This is a genomic window from Winslowiella iniecta (genome assembly GCF_001267535.1).
Lineage (GTDB): Bacteria > Pseudomonadota > Gammaproteobacteria > Enterobacterales > Enterobacteriaceae > Erwinia > Erwinia iniecta.
The window spans coordinates 1-16,367 of record NZ_JRXE01000040.1 but is presented as its reverse complement, the minus strand read 5'-3'; the positions used below and the strand labels follow the sequence as shown (position 1 = coordinate 16,367).

Annotated in this window: 16 protein-coding genes; 6 read left to right on the top strand and 10 right to left on the bottom strand. The window is 50.0% G+C overall.

Annotation, left to right across the window (positions count from 1 at the left end):
* The first annotated feature begins 140 nt into the window (after window positions 1-140).
* Window positions 141-308, top strand: coding sequence for a ribosome modulation factor (rmf, locus tag NG42_RS22300; protein WP_072133291.1), 168 nt, complete (start codon window positions 141-143; stop codon window positions 306-308).
* A 59-nt stretch (window positions 309-367) separates the two neighbouring features.
* On the opposite strand, the gene fabA is transcribed toward rmf, so the two are convergent.
* Together fabA and NG42_RS20465 are read right to left on the bottom strand one after the other, a co-directional pair.
* Window positions 368-886 carry a bifunctional 3-hydroxydecanoyl-ACP dehydratase/trans-2-decenoyl-ACP isomerase gene (gene fabA / locus NG42_RS20470; RefSeq protein WP_052902689.1) on the bottom strand — a complete coding sequence of 173 codons (519 nt, stop codon included), beginning with the start codon at window positions 884-886 and terminating at the stop codon, window positions 368-370.
* Between the two features lie 68 nt (window positions 887-954).
* On the bottom strand, window positions 955-2,709 hold the full coding sequence (locus NG42_RS20465; RefSeq protein WP_052902687.1) for an AAA family ATPase: 1,755 nt from the start codon (window positions 2,707-2,709) through the stop codon (window positions 955-957).
* Between the two features lie 185 nt (window positions 2,710-2,894).
* Between NG42_RS20465 and matP the strand changes: the two genes are divergently transcribed.
* The gene (gene matP / locus NG42_RS20460; RefSeq protein WP_052902708.1) at window positions 2,895-3,353 is read left to right on the top strand and encodes a macrodomain Ter protein MatP; all 459 of its coding nucleotides are present in this window, start codon (window positions 2,895-2,897) and stop codon (window positions 3,351-3,353) included.
* 79 nt (window positions 3,354-3,432) lie between these two features.
* Here matP and ompA read toward each other — a convergent pair whose 3' ends face one another.
* Entirely contained in the window at window positions 3,433-4,500 is a 1,068-nt protein-coding gene (gene ompA, locus NG42_RS20455) for a porin OmpA (protein WP_052902685.1), read from the bottom strand.
* Between the two features lie 349 nt (window positions 4,501-4,849).
* The gene (sulA, locus tag NG42_RS20450; protein WP_052902684.1) at window positions 4,850-5,353 is read right to left on the bottom strand and encodes an SOS-induced cell division inhibitor SulA; all 504 of its coding nucleotides are present in this window, start codon (window positions 5,351-5,353) and stop codon (window positions 4,850-4,852) included.
* A 215-nt stretch (window positions 5,354-5,568) separates the two neighbouring features.
* On the opposite strand from sulA, the gene NG42_RS20445 reads away from it, so the two are divergent.
* The gene (locus tag NG42_RS20445) at window positions 5,569-6,186 is read left to right on the top strand and encodes a TfoX/Sxy family DNA transformation protein (protein ID WP_052902683.1); all 618 of its coding nucleotides are present in this window, start codon (window positions 5,569-5,571) and stop codon (window positions 6,184-6,186) included.
* A gap of 2 nt (window positions 6,187-6,188) precedes the next feature.
* Here NG42_RS20445 and yccS read toward each other — a convergent pair whose 3' ends face one another.
* Together yccS and NG42_RS20435 are read right to left on the bottom strand one after the other, a co-directional pair.
* Window positions 6,189-8,327: a YccS family putative transporter gene (yccS, locus tag NG42_RS20440; protein ID WP_052902681.1), complete on the bottom strand. Its 2,139-nt coding sequence runs from the start codon at window positions 8,325-8,327 to the stop codon at window positions 6,189-6,191.
* A gap of 14 nt (window positions 8,328-8,341) precedes the next feature.
* Window positions 8,342-8,788 carry a YccF domain-containing protein gene (locus NG42_RS20435; RefSeq protein ID WP_052902679.1) on the bottom strand — a complete coding sequence of 149 codons (447 nt, stop codon included), beginning with the start codon at window positions 8,786-8,788 and terminating at the stop codon, window positions 8,342-8,344.
* A 139-nt stretch (window positions 8,789-8,927) separates the two neighbouring features.
* Between NG42_RS20435 and helD the strand changes: the two genes are divergently transcribed.
* A complete protein-coding gene (helD, locus tag NG42_RS20430) occupies window positions 8,928-10,982 on the top strand; it encodes a DNA helicase IV (RefSeq protein WP_052902677.1) in 2,055 nt (684 codons plus the stop codon).
* A 28-nt stretch (window positions 10,983-11,010) separates the two neighbouring features.
* On the opposite strand, the gene mgsA is transcribed toward helD, so the two are convergent.
* Window positions 11,011-11,469, bottom strand: a complete 459-nt coding sequence (gene mgsA, locus NG42_RS20425) for a methylglyoxal synthase (protein WP_052902675.1) — start codon at window positions 11,467-11,469, stop codon at window positions 11,011-11,013.
* Between the two features lie 93 nt (window positions 11,470-11,562).
* Window positions 11,563-12,207 carry a DUF2057 family protein gene (locus NG42_RS20420; RefSeq protein ID WP_052902670.1) on the bottom strand — a complete coding sequence of 215 codons (645 nt, stop codon included), beginning with the start codon at window positions 12,205-12,207 and terminating at the stop codon, window positions 11,563-11,565.
* A gap of 193 nt (window positions 12,208-12,400) precedes the next feature.
* Here NG42_RS20420 and NG42_RS20415 point away from each other — a divergent pair, with 193 nt between their 5' ends.
* The gene (locus NG42_RS20415) at window positions 12,401-12,820 is read left to right on the top strand and encodes a CoA-binding protein (protein WP_052902668.1); all 420 of its coding nucleotides are present in this window, start codon (window positions 12,401-12,403) and stop codon (window positions 12,818-12,820) included.
* A 538-nt stretch (window positions 12,821-13,358) separates the two neighbouring features.
* Entirely contained in the window at window positions 13,359-15,167 is a 1,809-nt protein-coding gene (locus NG42_RS20410) for an acyltransferase family protein (protein ID WP_053115975.1), read from the top strand.
* 321 nt (window positions 15,168-15,488) lie between these two features.
* Here the strand turns inward: NG42_RS20410 and hspQ are convergent, their stop codons facing one another.
* Window positions 15,489-15,806: a heat shock protein HspQ gene (gene hspQ, locus NG42_RS20405; RefSeq protein ID WP_052902666.1), complete on the bottom strand. Its 318-nt coding sequence runs from the start codon at window positions 15,804-15,806 to the stop codon at window positions 15,489-15,491.
* 61 nt (window positions 15,807-15,867) lie between these two features.
* Window positions 15,868-16,367: class I SAM-dependent methyltransferase (locus NG42_RS20400; RefSeq protein WP_052902665.1), on the bottom strand; the 500-nt coding region annotated here is incomplete at its 5' end.

Here is a 16,367-nt window from a genome sequence, read left to right as displayed (position 1 = left end):
CATTTATGACATTGGCGTGAATTTTGCGCATTGATCTTTCCCTCTATAGGTTGTAGAACTTAAGGGTGGCTGCACATTCTGTGACCACTGTTTTCTTTACTCCACATTCCAGCAGAGCTATATGAGGGAACCGAGGCATGATGAAGAGACAGAAACGTGATCGCCTGGAACGGGCACATTCACGGGGTTATCAAGCGGGAATTACCGGACGCTCTAAAGAGATGTGTCCTTACCAGATTATTGATGCAAGGTCACACTGGTTGGGAGGTTGGCGACAAGCTATGGAGGACAGGGCAGTTACTTCATAACTGACTGTTAAGACAAGGAAGATAACCTCCGCTGAGCGCGGAGGTTTTCATATCTGTTATCAGAAAGAGGTGGTGTCTTTAAACAGGCCCACTTTCAGGTCGGTCGCATTATAGATAACATGACCGTCTACCAGAACTTCACCATCAGCCACGCCCATCACCAGTTTACGGTTAATCACGCGCTTAAAGTGGATACGGTAGGTGACTTTCTTAGCGGTTGGCAGAACCTGGCCGGTGAATTTGACTTCACCCACGCCCAGTGCACGGCCTTTGCCTTCCGCACCCAGCCAGCCGAGATAAAAACCAACCAACTGCCACATGGCATCCAGACCCAGACAACCTGGCATCACCGGATCACCGATAAAGTGGCAGTCGAAGAACCACAGCTCCGGATTGATATCCAGCTCGGCTTCCACGTAACCTTTACCGTAGTTACCGCCGTCTTCAGTCATTTTAACGACGCGGTCCATCATCAACATATTACCTGATGGCAACGGTGGGCCTCCAGCGCCAAACAGTTCGCCGCGTCCGGAAGCAATCAGGTCTTCTTTCGTATAGGATTCGCGTTTATCTACCATGTTCTTAATAAGCCTTATTTTAGTGAATCACGAAGGTTAGCTAACAGGTGTAAGCTGAACAAGTCCGATCAGCTGTGGTTAAACCAGTTAAGCCAACGCAGCGGCCAGGGACGCTGGCGAGCATCCTGCTGGTTAATTTGTGCAATACGTTCCTGAATTGAGCGTAGCAGACAGGGGGCATTTTCTTTATCCCATTCTACGCCGGTCAGCAGCGGTAGTGCTTCATCCGCACTGCTGACCGCCCACAAATGGAACTGGCCATCGCGCACCGCATCAACCACATCCTGCTGCAAACTCAGGTGGCGTACATTGCTGGCGGGAATGATCACGCCCTGTTTACCGTTAAGCGTACGCTGGCGGCAAATCTCGAAGAAACCTTCGATCTTTTCATTCAGTCCGCCCACCGGCTGCACATTACCGAACTGATCAACTGAACCCGTAACGGCAATATGCTGATTAATGGGCTGAATGGCCAGCGCACTGACCAGAGCACAAAGCTCAGCCAGCGATGCGCTGTCACCATCGACTTCCGAATAAGATTGCTCAAACACCAGGGACGCCGAGAAGGGCAGAGGCTGGTCGAGCTGCATTTCGGCAATCAGATAGGCTTGCATAATCATCATGCCTTTCGCATGAATATTACCGCCTAACTCGGCTTTACGCTCAACGTCGGTGAATTCCCCGTCGCCTGGATGTACGACACAGCTTATGCGGGAAGGTTCACCGAAGGCGCGCGGATGACCCGGAAACTCGATCACTGACAGTCCGTTAATCTGGCCGATGGCCTCACCTTCGGTTTCAATCAGAATTTGATCCAGCAGGATTTCATCACGCACGCGCTCAGAAAGATAATTTTCGCGCCATTCGCGGGCGCTGAGAGCGGCAGTCAGGCTCTCGCCGGTCAGCAACTGTTGCTCACTGTACAGAGCCGCTTCTCGCAGCTGGCGGCCAAGCCATGCCGGACAGACTGGCACGTTTTCCTGATCGCCGGTGTAACGTGCCGCTTCGCGCAGCAAAACCGGCCAGAAATCGGCACTGATAGCCGGCAAGGCTAACTGTTTTGCCAGTTGGCTGGTCCACTGGCACCACAGGCTGAGATCGTCTTCATGAGCAATTTGCAGGTTTTCTTCAAACTCGCTATAGATGCACAGCGCCGCCAGTTCCGGCTCCATCTCCTGGAAGTCAGCCAGCGCGTCACGCTCGCCGCTCAGTACCAGTCGGAACTGCATTGGCATTGAAGGAATTGAAACCGGCAGTGGGCGGGTTTCATCAGGAGACAGCCAGTCAAAGCGCTGGCGCGTCATCACCTGTTTCAGACGCAACCACATCAGTGGCTGCGCCAGCAGGCTGCGCAAAGAGAGCACCAGCGTTCCACCGTTGATGCGGTGCAGCAGCCCCGGCTCTAATGTAATGCGGTTTTGATGAATGCGAACGCAACCAAACAGCTGTTCCGGCTCAATCCAGTCGGCATAGCTGATTTCGCCAACCGTGGCAAAACGATCATCCGCAATGCGGGCAGGTTGCCAGCGGATATTTTGCTCATCGATCAGATACTCGCCACCGTAAAGCTGTTGTGCGTCATCATTCGCCAGACTTTGCAGTGCTGAGGTCAGTAACGGTAAGTAGTCAGGGTTTTCCGCACATTTCACCAGCATCAACGGGAAGGCTGCCGAGGACTGCTGCAGTAAACCTAACGCATTGATAAGACGAGGTTGTACCGCAGACAGGCTGTCAGTATCGTCATCAAATGCCTGGGAAAAAAGAGGCTGATAGCTGTCGGTATCGGGCTGTAGGGCGCGCCATTCTAATCGGTTACTGGTCAAAGTTATCGAATTTATCTGAATTGAGGAAAAGCGCGATTATACAAGATTTCAGCCGGTTAAGCACCGTAGAGATGCATTTTGCTCCAGCGTGTCATCTCATCCGGTTTAATCGTATGGTTTTCTCTGCCGCAATGCGGAAAAAAGCTGTTATTCTTAGCTTGTTACGTGGTAACGATGAGATCCCGATGAAATATCAGCAACTCGAAAACCTGGAAAGCGGATGGAAATGGACCTACCTGGTAAAAAAACACCGGGAGGGGGAGTTGATCACGCGTTATATCGAAATTAGCGCGGCGCAAGAAGCGGTGGACGCGTTACTGGCGATGGAAAACCGGCCGGTGGAAGTGCTGAAATGGATTGAGTTACATATCAATCCGACGCTGGAAAACCGCATGAAGCAGACGATTCGCGCGCGACGCAAACGCCACTTTAATGCCGAGCATCAACATACCCGTAAAAAGTCGATCGATCTGGAGTATCTGGTCTGGCAGCGGCTGGCAGGACTGGCGCAGCGTCGTCACTGCACGCTGTCGGAGACCATTGTTCAACTGATTGAGGATGCTGAGCGTAAAGAGAAATACGCCGATCAGATGTCCTCACTGAAGCAGGGGCTGAAGGATATGCTGGGTAAACCGGAAGAGTAAGTCAGCCTCATTTTTCTAAATCAGCTTCTGCAAAAAATAAAAAACCCCGCCTTGGCGGGGTTTTATTAACGCGGATAACTTAAGCCTGTGGCTGAGTTACAACGTCTTTGATGCCTTTAACTTCGATTTCTACACGACGATCTGGCGCCAGGCAGTCGATCAGGGCGTTACGGCCTTTCACGCTGTCACAGGTGTTGCCAGTAACTGGGTTAGATTTACCCTCGCCACGTGCAGAGATTTTGTCAGAAGGGATACCCTTAGATACCAGGTAATCAACAACGGACTGAGCACGTTTCTCAGACAGTTTCTGGTTGTACTGCTCAGAACCGATGCGGTCGGTGTAACCCAGAACCACAACTGAACCGTCTTTAGGATCCATGGAGCTCAGCTGGGTGTACAGCTGATCCAGAGCCTGCTGACCTTCTGGCTTCAGCGTTGCTTTGTTGAAGTTGAACAGAACGTCAGACTTCAGGGTGAAACGCTTGGTTTCTACAACCGGAGCCGGTGCTGGAGCTGGAGCTGGTGCTGGAGCAGCTTCGTCCTGACCGAAACGGTAAGAAACACCCACGCTCAGCATGGAGTTGTCTGGACGAGCGCCAACGGTGCTTGCGTCACCGATGTTGTTAACCCACTGGTAATCCAGACGGGTAGCCCAGTTTTTGGTCAGTGCATACTCAACACCAACAGCAGCCAGCGGAGAAACGCCGGTGTCGTGATCGCTGATGCGACCGTAGGTTGAGTTAGTCTGAGTTGAGTCAGCACGCCAGACCATACCACCCAGACGGGTGTAGATGTCCAGATCGTCTGCTACCGGGTAGCTTAATTTAGCTGCCAGCTGAACGCCCTGAGCTTTGAAAGCGCCGTTTACTTTGTCGCCTTTGTTAGGCATACGGCCAAGCCAGTCATAACCCAGCTCGAAGCCCAGATACGGATTAGCCTGATAACCCAGGAATGCACCAGCACCCAGCTGATTTTCATGGGATGGGCCATCGTTATCTGCATAACCGTTACCGTAGTAACCTTTGTCATGGTACTGAGACCAGCCCAGTTTAGCACCGGTGTACCAGGTGTCATCTTTCGGAGCGGCCTGCGCTACGGTAGCGAAGCCAGCCAGTGCCACTGCAATTGCGATAGCTGTCTTTTTCATTTTTGCGCCTCGTTATCATCCAAATAGGCAATGAGCTTTAAATTAAGCCCTTGGTTTAATCCTTCGCCGGGTTATGAAGCTCGATTATTACTCTACCGAAAAACGGAGGTTATTGAGCACCCTGGCGAGATAAAGTCTACAACGTACCAGCAAACTTACAAGTAGGATGTGATGAGGCGCAGCAAAAAAACAGTGTTTCATACATAAAATTTAACATTTTAAGGGCTATTTTATGCATTAAATCTGGGAACTTATTGCGGCTAAACCTTTGTGCAGCCGCGCCAGAGCAGAATCAGTGTGTTATGCAGGCACGATCGCAAAAAAATCCTGGGATAAATCTTATTTTTACTTAATGATACAAAGTAGAGTGAATTTTTAGGCCACTTTCTGGTCTGGCGGAGGACGATACCCGATACTGAGGTCGCATAATCAGACCCAAAGCCTGACCCATTGCAGCCGCTTCATCCAGCCGACGACGATCGTCGCTATTAATTTCTTCAGGTAACCATCCCAGCACGACACTGTAATTCCCTGTCTGCAGCGCTTTTATCATCGCGTCAACGGTACTAATCTGCCCGGCCTGCGGAATCTGCATCACTTTATCCAGCGGTAACCCCGACTGTTGTAACCAGCGACGGCTTAATTTTTGTGGCGGCGTGAGCCATAACTGCCAGCGAGATTGCGTGCCCAGCTGCTGAAGCAGAGGTAACAACAGCATTTGCGTCATGCCTGGTTGATCTTCACTGTAAGTCAGTTCACTGATCCAACCACCGGAAACGGACGCAGTTGCCGCGTGACGGGAAGGGTGAATCACAGCATTAGCAGATTGAGTTTTCAGCAGATGAGTACGCATATTTTTATTCGCTCGCAATGTTACTGTATGGATATACAGTAACTGCCTTGTGGGTAAAGATCAACCTCAATTTCTGAAAACATCTCGCAGATTAAAATGAAAATGAGATGCAAATCGATTTAATGATTGAACCTGTTACGCGAATTGAATATTTTCTAATTTCATGTAAAAGAACGTTTTTTTGCATTCTCACCCGCATGCTAAAGGAGATTTGCATGAATAACTCTAAACAAAGGATTGAGCAGTCAAAACGTTATCTTGCGTCATTGGGCAAAATTGATACACGTACGCAATTCGGTGGATACAGCCTTGCGGTAGAGAAAATCGTCTTTGCAGTGGTGGCGGAAGGAGAACTTTACCTGCGTGCGTGTGAACAGATACAGCCGTATGTCGGAGCAGGCCGTATGCCGCCGCTGGTGTTCCAGAAGCGCGGAATGCCGGTGGCATTGAACTACTTTCGCGTTGATGACGCGATGTGGGAACAGCCCGAAATGCTGCTGGCGCTTTCGCGATCATCCCTTAAACGGGCGCAGCAGCAATCTCTCGATAAGATCGCCAACCCGCGGGTAAAAGACCTGCCGAATATGGGGCTGCGGCTGGAGATGATGTTGCGTGAGGTCGGGATATGCTCGGTACAAAGCTTACGGGCGGAAGGCTCGAAGCAGTGCTGGTTAAAACTGAAAGCGGCACATAAAAATGTCGGGATAAATATTTTGTTCGCGCTGGAAGGGGCGATAACAGGACGGCATCAGGCGGCGTTGCCTGATGCCGTCATGCAGGAGCTTCGTGACTGGGTTGAATGCCTGAGTCTTTGTCCTCAGGCGAAAAAGTAAGGCTAAAGCGAGTGGGAAATCTGCTTTTTCAATGCGGCGATCTCCGGTAAAAGAGCCACCAGTAAACCCAGCTGTTGTAGTACCAGTGGCTCTTTGGTTTCAGGAGCAGGCTGAATGGCTGCCATCCGCCGCGTCAGATTCTCCAGTATCTGTCTGGTCTGCTGCTCGTTAACCGTATCGACCTGCAACACATCATCTGCATAACAAACCGCATCATCCAGCAGTTGTAGCATTTCGACACTGGCAATTTTTTCCCGATGCGCACCCAGCGCAGAAATATAACTCAGGAACGAGTGATTGAGGCAGAGCAGACGAAATGCCGCTTCCAGCAACGCCGGATTGCGGCGTGACTCCGTCGACATATTGGATACCACCGAGGCCAGCTCAGCATCACTGTTATGCGCATCCCGGCGCGCAATACGGTAATCAAGGCGATTATCTTTGCCCTGATGATATTGCACCAGGATCGCGTCAAGGTAGCGACAGTTGGCATTCAGGGTGCGTTCAGTGACCGCCGGTAAGCGACGGAATTTCCAGTCAGGCCAGATATAGCTGACCGCCAGCCAGGCGATACCGCAACCGAGTAAGGTATCGACAATACGGGGTATCGCCACCTCAAAGCCTTCACCCAGCAGGTTAAAGCACAGCAGCACCAGCAACGTGATAAACAGCGTGGCATGGGCATAGCGCACATTACGGAAGGCAAAAAATAGCACGCCGGTAAGCACGATCAGCATCAGCTGTCCGTCTATTGAAGGCACCAGCCACAGCATTGGCAGACCGACGGCAATACCGGCCAGCGTTCCCAATATGCGTAATGCCAGCCGTCGTCGGGTGGCATTGTAGTTAGGCTGGCAGACAAATAAGCTGGTTAGCAATATCCAGTAACCATGCTCCAGCCCGGTTATCTGGATAAAAGCATAACCAACACACAGCACCAGTGACATTCTCACTGCATGGCGAAATAACGCTGACTCAGGGGTGAGGTGGCGGCTGATGCGTAAGCGAATATCGCTCCAGCCGGTCAGTCCTTCATTTGACAGATTGTTATCATGCGTGGCATGAGCCAGCTCCAGCGCTTGCTCGGACTCAATGGTCGCCAGCTGTGCATCGATGGCCTTTAAATTGTGCAGCAGATAGTGCATGGCTTTGATGGTGCCGGATTCTGGCTGCGCGGCCTGCAACCGTTCCAGAGCGCTTTGCAGATGGCTAAAGGCAGAGTCAAAACGGTTGTCATGCTGCCAGGTTTCACGCATCAGAATAGAATGCGCCAGTTGCTGGCAAGCCTTTGCCTGCATATTCAACAGGCGCTGAAACCGGAACAGGATCTCACTGTAACGGTACTCTTTGCGTAACTGATGATACTGCACGTGTGAAGAGCTGGCGCGCTCATGAATATCCTGCGCGACAAAATAGTAATGCAGCGTGCGGCGAGTACTGCGCTGCCCCCGATCGCCACGTAAACGCGTCTGAATCGAACTTTTGGTCTGATTCAGTACCGCCACCAGCTGACTGTTGGCCATCGCCACGTCGATCAGCGGCGCATCGTCGTTCTCTTCGATATCCGGATCAAACAGATTTGCTTTGGCTTCGAGATAATGTGCCAGCTGGCTGAAGCTGCGCGCGAGGTTCTCCTGGAGCGGCCGGATGGGAAACAGCAGATGTCCGGTCAGCGTCAGCAGGTTATACCAAATCGCCCCGACCAGCAGCAGCACCGGTTGCAGATACCATTGTGGAAACAGGCCGATCCCCAACATGGTGTAAATGGCGATCAGCAGCGCACCGAAGGCGATGGTGGCATAGCGCTGACCCAGCGCGCCCAGCAGAATAAAACCGCAGGTTGAGAGCGCCAGCCCCACAATAAACAGCCAGGGATAAGGAAACAGTAGCTCGATCGACACCGACGCAATGCAGAAGCAGACCAGCGTAATCAACAGATTACGTAAGCGCCCGCTTAAACGGTCGTCAAGATCGGCCAGGGCGGCAGCCACCACGCCAAGCGTCAGCGGAATGGTCCAGATGATTTGGTGCAACCACCAGGGCACTGCGGCGGTACCGGCCAGTGCCAGCAAAATTCGTAGGTTATACAGCCAGGCACTGCTCAGGGCGTAGCGACGCAGGCGTGGCTTAATCGCAAACATCACACTCTACCTGCTTAGTTAAAACGGCTGCGCGCATTGGCTTCCCGAGCGGCTTGTGCCACTTCTACTGATACCACGCGGCGACCAACCGGCCACAGCGCGATGGCAGCAATTTTGAAATTAGCGATACCCACCGGAATTCCGATAATGGTACAACACTGGATTATCCCTACGGAGATATGAGAGAGGCACAGCCACCAGCCGAAAAAGATAAACCACAGGATATTTAACAGTGTGCCACCGGAATTCATCAGCGCGTTTTTTTTGCCGGGATTTAACACATCCACATGCACCGCTTCATTACCATACGGCAGCAGCGCTATTTTGGTGATTTCCCAGCACGAGCGGGTTAGCGGCAAGGTGAAAATAAAAATGATACTCACCACTGTCGCGGTCAGCCAGGCCAGCGTGGTAAAAAAACCGCCGAAAATAAAGTTGATGATATTGAGTACGGTACGCATAAATGCTTTGCCCTTAATCAGTGCGCTGTATCAGCAATCAGATAATTAGCTGATTGTAACGTGTTTTAACGGTGGAGCGGTAAACTCCTGCCAGTTAAACTGCGTAACAGACACTAAAACCGCGACATGGTCAATCTGAATGGAACTTAAATCAACGTCGCTGGGTAAACACCTGGCGCAACATCCTTACAATCGGGTGCGGCTGCTGGCAGCAGGCGTCGAAGTCAGCGGTGAAAAGCATGAATATCTGATTCCTTTTAACCAGTTGCTTGCCATTCAGTGCAAGCGGGGGCTGGTGTGGGGAGAGCTGGAGTTTAGCCTGCCGGAAAATAAAGTGGTGCGACTGCACGGCACAGAATGGCAGGAAACGCAGCGCTTTTATCACTATCTGAATAAGGCCTGGCAGGGCTGGAGTGCTGAAATGAGCGAGGTCAGCGCGCAGGTTCTGCAGGACGTAGTGGATACGCTGCAGCGTTTTGAGCAGCAGGATATGTGGCTCAGACGTAATGCGCTGAGCGAGCTTCGTCATACCATCGAGAAAGCCTTCGATGCCCTGCCGCTTCCGGTTGAACGGCTAAATGAATTCGCCAGCTGCCGTGAGCTTTACCAGTTCTGTCGGCAGTGGTTGCAGCATGGCGAGCAGCAGCTGGCAATACGCAATACGGACTGGACCAGCCGCATGCTGAAGCAGTATGCCGACTTCTTTGACCGTGTTGAGAGCTCACCGCTCAATCCATCTCAGGCGCGCGCAGTGGTTAATGGTGAAGATTCATTACTGGTACTGGCTGGTGCCGGTAGCGGCAAAACCTCGGTGCTGGTGGCGCGTGCCGGTTGGTTGCTGATGCGTAAGCAGGCGACACCGCAGCAGATCCTGTTACTGGCATTTGGCCGCCAGGCAGCGGATGAGATGAACCAGCGTATTCAGTCGCGGCTGGAGATCGATGGCATTCAGGCGCGAACTTTTCACGCGCTGGCGCTGCATATTATCCAGCAGGGCAGCAATAAATCCCCGGCGATCAGTAAACTGGAATCGGACAGCAGTCATCGGCGTAAATTACTGATTGATACCTGGCGTCAGCAGTGCAGCGAGAAAAAAGCCCATGCCACTGGCTGGCGGCAGTGGCTCAATGATGAGCTGGAGTGGGATGTCGAAGAGGGAGAGTTCTGGAAAAATGAGCGCCTGGCACAACGACTGGCCAGCCGACTGGAACGCTGGCTGGGATTAATGCGGATGCACGGCGGCGCGCAGGCAGCAATGATCGCGTCAGCGCCGGAAGAGGTGCGCGAGCTGTTCGGCAAGCGCGTAAAGTTAATGGCACCGCTACTGAAAGCGTGGAAGAGTGCGCTAAAAGATGAAGGAGCGGTGGATTTCTCGGGTCTGATCCATCAGGCGGTGAATATCCTTGAGAAGGGGCGTTTTATCAGCCCGTGGAAACACATTCTGGTGGACGAGTTCCAGGATATTTCACCCCAGCGTGCCGCACTGCTGGCGGCGCTGCGCAAACAGAATAAGCAAACTACGCTGTTTGCCGTCGGGGATGACTGGCAGGCGATCTACCGGTTCAGCGGCGCGGAAATGACGCTGACGACCGCCTTCCATCACCATTTTGGTGATGGCGATCGCTGCGTGCTGGATACCACTTATCGCTTTAACGATCGGATTGGTGATATCGCCAACCGCTTTGTGCAGGAAAACCCGCATCAGCTGGAGAAGCCATTAAACAGTCTCAGCAAAGGCAATAAAAAATCGATCTCGCTGTTGCCTGACGATCAGCTGGAGCCGTTGCTGAATAAAATCAGCGGTTACGCTAAACCGGAGGAGCGGGTGCTGCTGCTGGCGCGCTATCATCATTTGCGCCCTGAGATCCTGGAAAAGGCGAAAACCCGCTGGCCAAAGCTGAAACTCGATTTTATGACCATTCATGCCAGTAAGGGACAACAGGCCGATTTTGTGATTATTCTCGGGTTGCAGCAGGGTAAAGATGGCTTTCCGGCGGCGGCGCGTGAATCGGTGATGGAGCAAGGATTACTCCCGCAGCCGGAGGATTTTCCAGACGCCGAAGAGCGGCGACTGGCGTATGTCGCCATTACCCGGGCAAAACAGCAGGTATGGATGCTGTTTGATCGTCAGCAACCGTCTGATTTTGTCGCGCAGTTTAAACAGCTGGGCGTTCCGCTATTACGGAAACCCTGAGCGGCCAGCGGGGACTGGCCGCCGTGCATTACTGTAAGCGCTGTTGCAGATAGCGCTGGTAATCCGGGATCAGGATATCGACCGGCTGTGAAAACAGCGGTGAATGAATAATAAAATCGGCGGTAGAGCGGTTGGTTGCCACCGGGATATTCCACACGGTGGCAAGGCGCAGCAAGGCCTTAACATCGGGATCGTGCGGCACGGCATTAAGCGGATCCCAGAAGAAAATTAACAGATCAATTTTCCCTTCCGAAATCAGTGCGCCAACCTGCTGATCGCCACCCATTGGGCCGCTCAGCATGGCGTTAACTTCTAAGCCGGTCTCGCGCTGGATAAGATTGCCGGTGGTGCCGGTGGCATAAAGAGTGTGGTTACCCAGCACGGCTTTATGGGTACTGACCCATTGCAGCAACGACGATTTACAATGATCGTGTGCCACCAAAGCAATATGTTTTAGTTCGGGGATAGTACGGCTGGTTTGCTCCATTAATGCATCCTGGTTTTGCGTAGGGTGAGGGAAATAAGGGCGATTATTTTACTTATCAGCGTTGGCGAGTTTACCGCTGCTTCAGGTAAAACATCAACTTGCCCGTAATGCCCTCATCCACAAAACCAGGCGTTGCCGGGTGGCCGCGTCAACCTGGTGGAACCACAGATTGAGCAGACGCTCGGTCGCGGTGTCGTTTACCGCCAGGTCAGCAGGCATAGACTGGGTGATAGTGGTCGTCGCCTGCGGCTGGGCAAAACGCGGAACCGACGCCACCTGACCATTACGGTTATAGGCAATCATTGCCTGTTCCAGATCGCTGTGATGGCTGGGAAGTAAATGATCGCGTCGACTGACAATCTCATGACCTTGCTCATCGACCAGCTGGAAATCAGCGGCTTTATCAAAGTGTCGGCGGTCATGCAGCGTTTGCAGCGCGGGCAAACGGATAGTCACGGATTTAGCCTGCGCAGTGAACGTGGCGATCAGCGGAACAGAAACGTATTCTCTTACCGGATGGTAACGATCTTTATCCAGCGGTTTTACTACGCGGAACAAGAACTGATGTTCGCCACGTTCTAATTCTAACCCTTCAGCACCTTTCAGCAGAGAACCGGAGATTTTACGTCCATCCAATACCAGCAGGTCAATTTCAGGTGCCAGCTTCAGCGTGGTCGCATTGCAGGATGCAGCAACCAGCAGGGCGATTAAACCTGACAGCACCAGACGCAGTTTCATCTTTACTCCAGAGCACGAGAGGACAGCAAATAACGCGATGAATGTATCAAATTCTTACATTATGGCAGCATATTAACATTTAAACATATTTATTCGTGCTATTAATCCATAAAACTGCATGCTGCCGCATGTGTCTCATCTTCCGACCACAAATAACCTAAAATGTTTGCATTCATCGCATAAGGAGTGGGATATGAACGATCAAACGATTGCTGATGTACTGACGACGACAAAAAGCATTGCGCTGGTGGGGGCCAGTGATAATCCGGCTCGCCCCAGCTATGGCGTGATGGCTTATTTGTTATCTCAGGGCTATCAGGTAACCCCTGTCAGCCCGAAACTTGCCGGTCAGACCTTACTTGGCCAGCAGGTCTATGGTTCGCTCGGGGAGATCCCCCATCCGATCGATATGGTCGACGTGTTCCGTAATGCTGAAGCGGCGTGGGGCGTCGCGCAGGAAGCGATTGCCATCGGTGCCAAAACCCTGTGGCTACAAATTGGCGTCATTAATGAACAGGCGGCGGTTCTGGCAGGCGAGGCGGGATTACGTGTGGTGATGGATCGCTGCCCGAAAATTGAGATTCCGCGGCTGGGGCTGGCGAAGGCTGAGTAAAAATCGTTATGAGCTAATCTTTTTCATTTGAGAAAATTATTAAGATTCGGCAAATCAGAGACAACCTGGCCCAAATCTTTTTTGGCCTTGTGGTCTCTGATGGCTGACCAACACCGGGCACGGGTTTTCAACTTATCCGGCGATTAAAATTTTCACCGATAAGTTAGTGGTGTTACCGGTTAGCAGCGTTGTATCTTTGGCAGGCAAAGGTATAACATACAGAATGACCGTTATCGTGCAAAAGTTCACAAAATGTTCATTTTCTTGCTCAGTGCTAAAGGCGATATCGTATTCGCGGTTAAAAAGTGATTTATTTTTGCACTAATATTGTGCAAGGGCTCAATTTTTCACTTAAAAATCCATGGAAGTCTTTGTCAAACTTATTGAAGTCTGTCATCTGCGGCGGACATCAAAAAATGTTCAAACATAAGGTATATTCTGAATTTCAACTAATTCAATTTCAAACACAAGCTGTCGACATTACAACATGTTATATTAATTTTTTGTCAATAATGTTTCCATTTAGACAGGAGCTCCAGTGAGCATTAAATACCGATCCGATATCGACGGACTGCGTGCTATAGCTATAATACCCGTTCTCTTATTTCATGCCGGATTTACTTCTTTTTCTGGTGGGTACATAGGGGTGGATATTTTTTTTGTGATAAGTGGATTCCTTATTACATCTATTTTGTTAAGGGATATGTCATTAAAGACATATAGCATAACAGATTTTTATGAACGTAGAATACGACGTATATTCCCTGCGTTATTTGCTGTTCTATTATTCGTTCTCTTGGTTTCGCCATTTGCGCTGTTGCCAGAGGAGTATGAGTTTTTACCTAAAGAGATAATCGGAACATTACTATTTATATCAAATATTGTAAGTTGGAGGAAGTCCGGATATTTTTCAACGGATTCTGAAGAGAGGCCTCTACTGCATACTTGGTCCTTAGGTGTTGAAGAGCAGTTTTATATATTTGCTCCAATAATACTTTTTATTATTTTGATTAAATTTAAGCGATCGCCAGGGCCTTTTCTGATCTTTGCATTTATATGCTCGTTCTTGTTAAGTGTGTTTCTTACCAGTATTAAGCCGACAGCTGCATTTTACCTCTTGCCGACAAGGGCATGGGAATTGATTGCCGGGTCATTACTGGCGTTAAATATTTTTCCGAAGATTGAGAAGGGATATATCAAGGAGTCAATATCATTAATCGGCCTGATATGTATCCTGTATAGTGTTTTCTCATTTGGTTCTGGCACGGTGTTTCCGGGTTACGCAGCAGCACTCCCTGTGTTTGGTAGCATGTGTATTATCTACGCAGCGGAAAGAACGCTGACAGGAAAGCTACTGTCATTAAAACCAGTTGTTTTTATAGGTTTGATATCCTACTCCCTGTATCTTTGGCATTGGCCTTTAATCGTATTCTTTAAGGACTGGAACTTACTTGGTGCCGACTATGGTCGATTAATGGTTATAGTTATTTCCTTAATCGCCGCTTATTTTTCATGGCGATTCATTGAAAAGCCTTTTCGGAACCGGGCCGCTTTTCCCCCTAAAAAATTGTATACAGCGAGTGCGTGTGGTTTATCTTTACTACTTCTCGTCACCGCGATGACCTTCATGATGAGCGGATGGCCTGGCCGATTTAGCGAACAAACTCTGCGCTATGTATCAGCTCATGAGGATTCCAGCCCCGCAAGAGAGCATTGTCACTTTGACAGAGGGGTCCCGAAAACATCCGATTATTGCCACTTTGGTACGGGCACCCCAAGTGTTGCCGTGTGGGGTGATAGCCATGGAGCTGAGTTATCTAAAGCTTTGGGTAATAATGATATCAATGTTTATGAAATCACCTATTCAGCCTGCCCACCCGCACTAAACTATCAGTTAAAGTCGCGGCCTTCATGTATGGCACATAATGATCGTGTAAATGAGTTTTTGAAAAATAACAAAGATATAAACGTAGTTATTATGGCAGCACGTTATCAAGTATACCCAAATTATTTCTATGATAATTTGAACAAAACTGCGATGGGACTTATTTCACATGGTAAGAAAGTTATCATTGTTGGTCCTGTTCCAACGCCAGGAGTTGATGTGCCAACCACTTTGGCGCGTGGCAGAAATCCTGAGTTTATTTTTAAAAATCCTGCAATTGAAAATATCAATAAATATATTGATCCTAAGGTGATTAGATTTATGCCATCATCAATAATCTGCAAAGATGACAAATGTAATATGCTGTTGAATGGTAAGCCTCTGCTGTTCGACGATAATCATCTAAGTATGTCCTCAGCTGATTACATGGCGAAGCGTTTAATACCACTTTTCAATAACTGATAAGCTGGTAAATAATCACCCACGTCAGGAATGATTGAGGTGGGTGATTACTAATCAAACTGTTTCTGGATTTATTTAAGGTGGTTTTCAGTGTTAATTTATGGTTGTCCGGATGGCAAGGAATAAACAAAATATTGTTATACATGGGGCAGGGCTCCATGAAAAATTAGTTAATAGTATAAGGCAGAGTATTGAATGTTTCGGGTTGAAGAATGGTATTGCAATTAAGACTTGATGTGAACGAAATGATAATTATTCCCCTTGTTTAAGAGGGGAATAATATGAACCGGATTGAGTGACCTCTACTTGAGCGAAATGCTATCAATGGCGCAGGCGAGGTGTCTGAAGCTGCTGGCGCAGGGATGCGGCGAGCTCATCAAGCGACGGATGTTCAGGGTGTTCCCCCTGGATTTCCCCGTATAACTGAGATTCTGCGAGGTACGTATGTACTGCTTCCCCGTCATCATCTTCCATCACCACATGATACCAGGGCGCAGCACGTAGCTGTTCGTTTTCTGCTACCGCGTCAATATCGGGTTCGTCTAAGGAGTATTCCGCATCGACGTCCACGACTACTCCCAGAAAGCCCAACATTGTATGCCGGACCTGCTGACCGATTCCAAATTTACTGGCAATCATCGTGACCTCCTCAGAAACATTGCCCTGACTCCGATATGGGGCCAGGGGTGTTGTTTTCAAGTCACAGCACGCGGCAGGCGAATCCTTTCAGGTACATACCTTCCGGGTAGCTGGCAATCACGGGATGGTCAGCCGCCTGACGGAACTGCTCTATAAATTGTACATCACGATGCGCATCCAGCGCGGCGTCGGCGATAATTTTCTGAAATAAATCAGTCGCCATCAATCCGGAGCAGGAGAAGGTCAACAGCATGCCATTGGGATTTAACAGCTGCATCGCCAGCATATTAATATCTTTATAACCGCGGCAAGCGCCCGCCAGCTGATTTTTGTTTTCGACGAATTTTGGCGGGTCCATTACGATCAGATCGAATTTCTCGCCGCTATCACGATAGCTGCGCAGCAGTTTAAATACGTCGTCACGCAGGAACTGCGCTTTCGACACATCCAGGCCATTCAGCTCGACATTCTGTTTAGCCACATCAAGTGCTGCCTGCGACGTATCCACGCTGATAACTTCCGAACAGCCGCCCATCAGTGCAGAAACCGCAAAGCCGCCGG

Coding starts and splice junctions, on each gene's coding strand:
- rmf (WP_072133291.1), top strand. CDS start 141: ATGAAGAGACAGAAACGTGATCGCCTGGAACGGGCACATTCACGGGGT.
- matP (WP_052902708.1), top strand. CDS start 2,895: ATGAAATATCAGCAACTCGAAAACCTGGAAAGCGGATGGAAATGGACC.
- hspQ (WP_052902666.1), bottom strand. CDS start 15,806: ATGATTGCCAGTAAATTTGGAATCGGTCAGCAGGTCCGGCATACAATG.
- sulA (WP_052902684.1), bottom strand. CDS start 5,353: ATGCGTACTCATCTGCTGAAAACTCAATCTGCTAATGCTGTGATTCAC.
- NG42_RS20445 (WP_052902683.1), top strand. CDS start 5,569: ATGAATAACTCTAAACAAAGGATTGAGCAGTCAAAACGTTATCTTGCG.
- NG42_RS20435 (WP_052902679.1), bottom strand. CDS start 8,788: ATGCGTACCGTACTCAATATCATCAACTTTATTTTCGGCGGTTTTTTT.
- helD (WP_052902677.1), top strand. CDS start 8,928: ATGGAACTTAAATCAACGTCGCTGGGTAAACACCTGGCGCAACATCCT.
- ompA (WP_052902685.1), bottom strand. CDS start 4,500: ATGAAAAAGACAGCTATCGCAATTGCAGTGGCACTGGCTGGCTTCGCT.
- mgsA (WP_052902675.1), bottom strand. CDS start 11,469: ATGGAGCAAACCAGCCGTACTATCCCCGAACTAAAACATATTGCTTTG.
- NG42_RS20415 (WP_052902668.1), top strand. CDS start 12,401: ATGAACGATCAAACGATTGCTGATGTACTGACGACGACAAAAAGCATT.
- NG42_RS20420 (WP_052902670.1), bottom strand. CDS start 12,207: ATGAAACTGCGTCTGGTGCTGTCAGGTTTAATCGCCCTGCTGGTTGCT.
- yccS (WP_052902681.1), bottom strand. CDS start 8,327: ATGTTTGCGATTAAGCCACGCCTGCGTCGCTACGCCCTGAGCAGTGCC.
- fabA (WP_052902689.1), bottom strand. CDS start 886: ATGGTAGATAAACGCGAATCCTATACGAAAGAAGACCTGATTGCTTCC.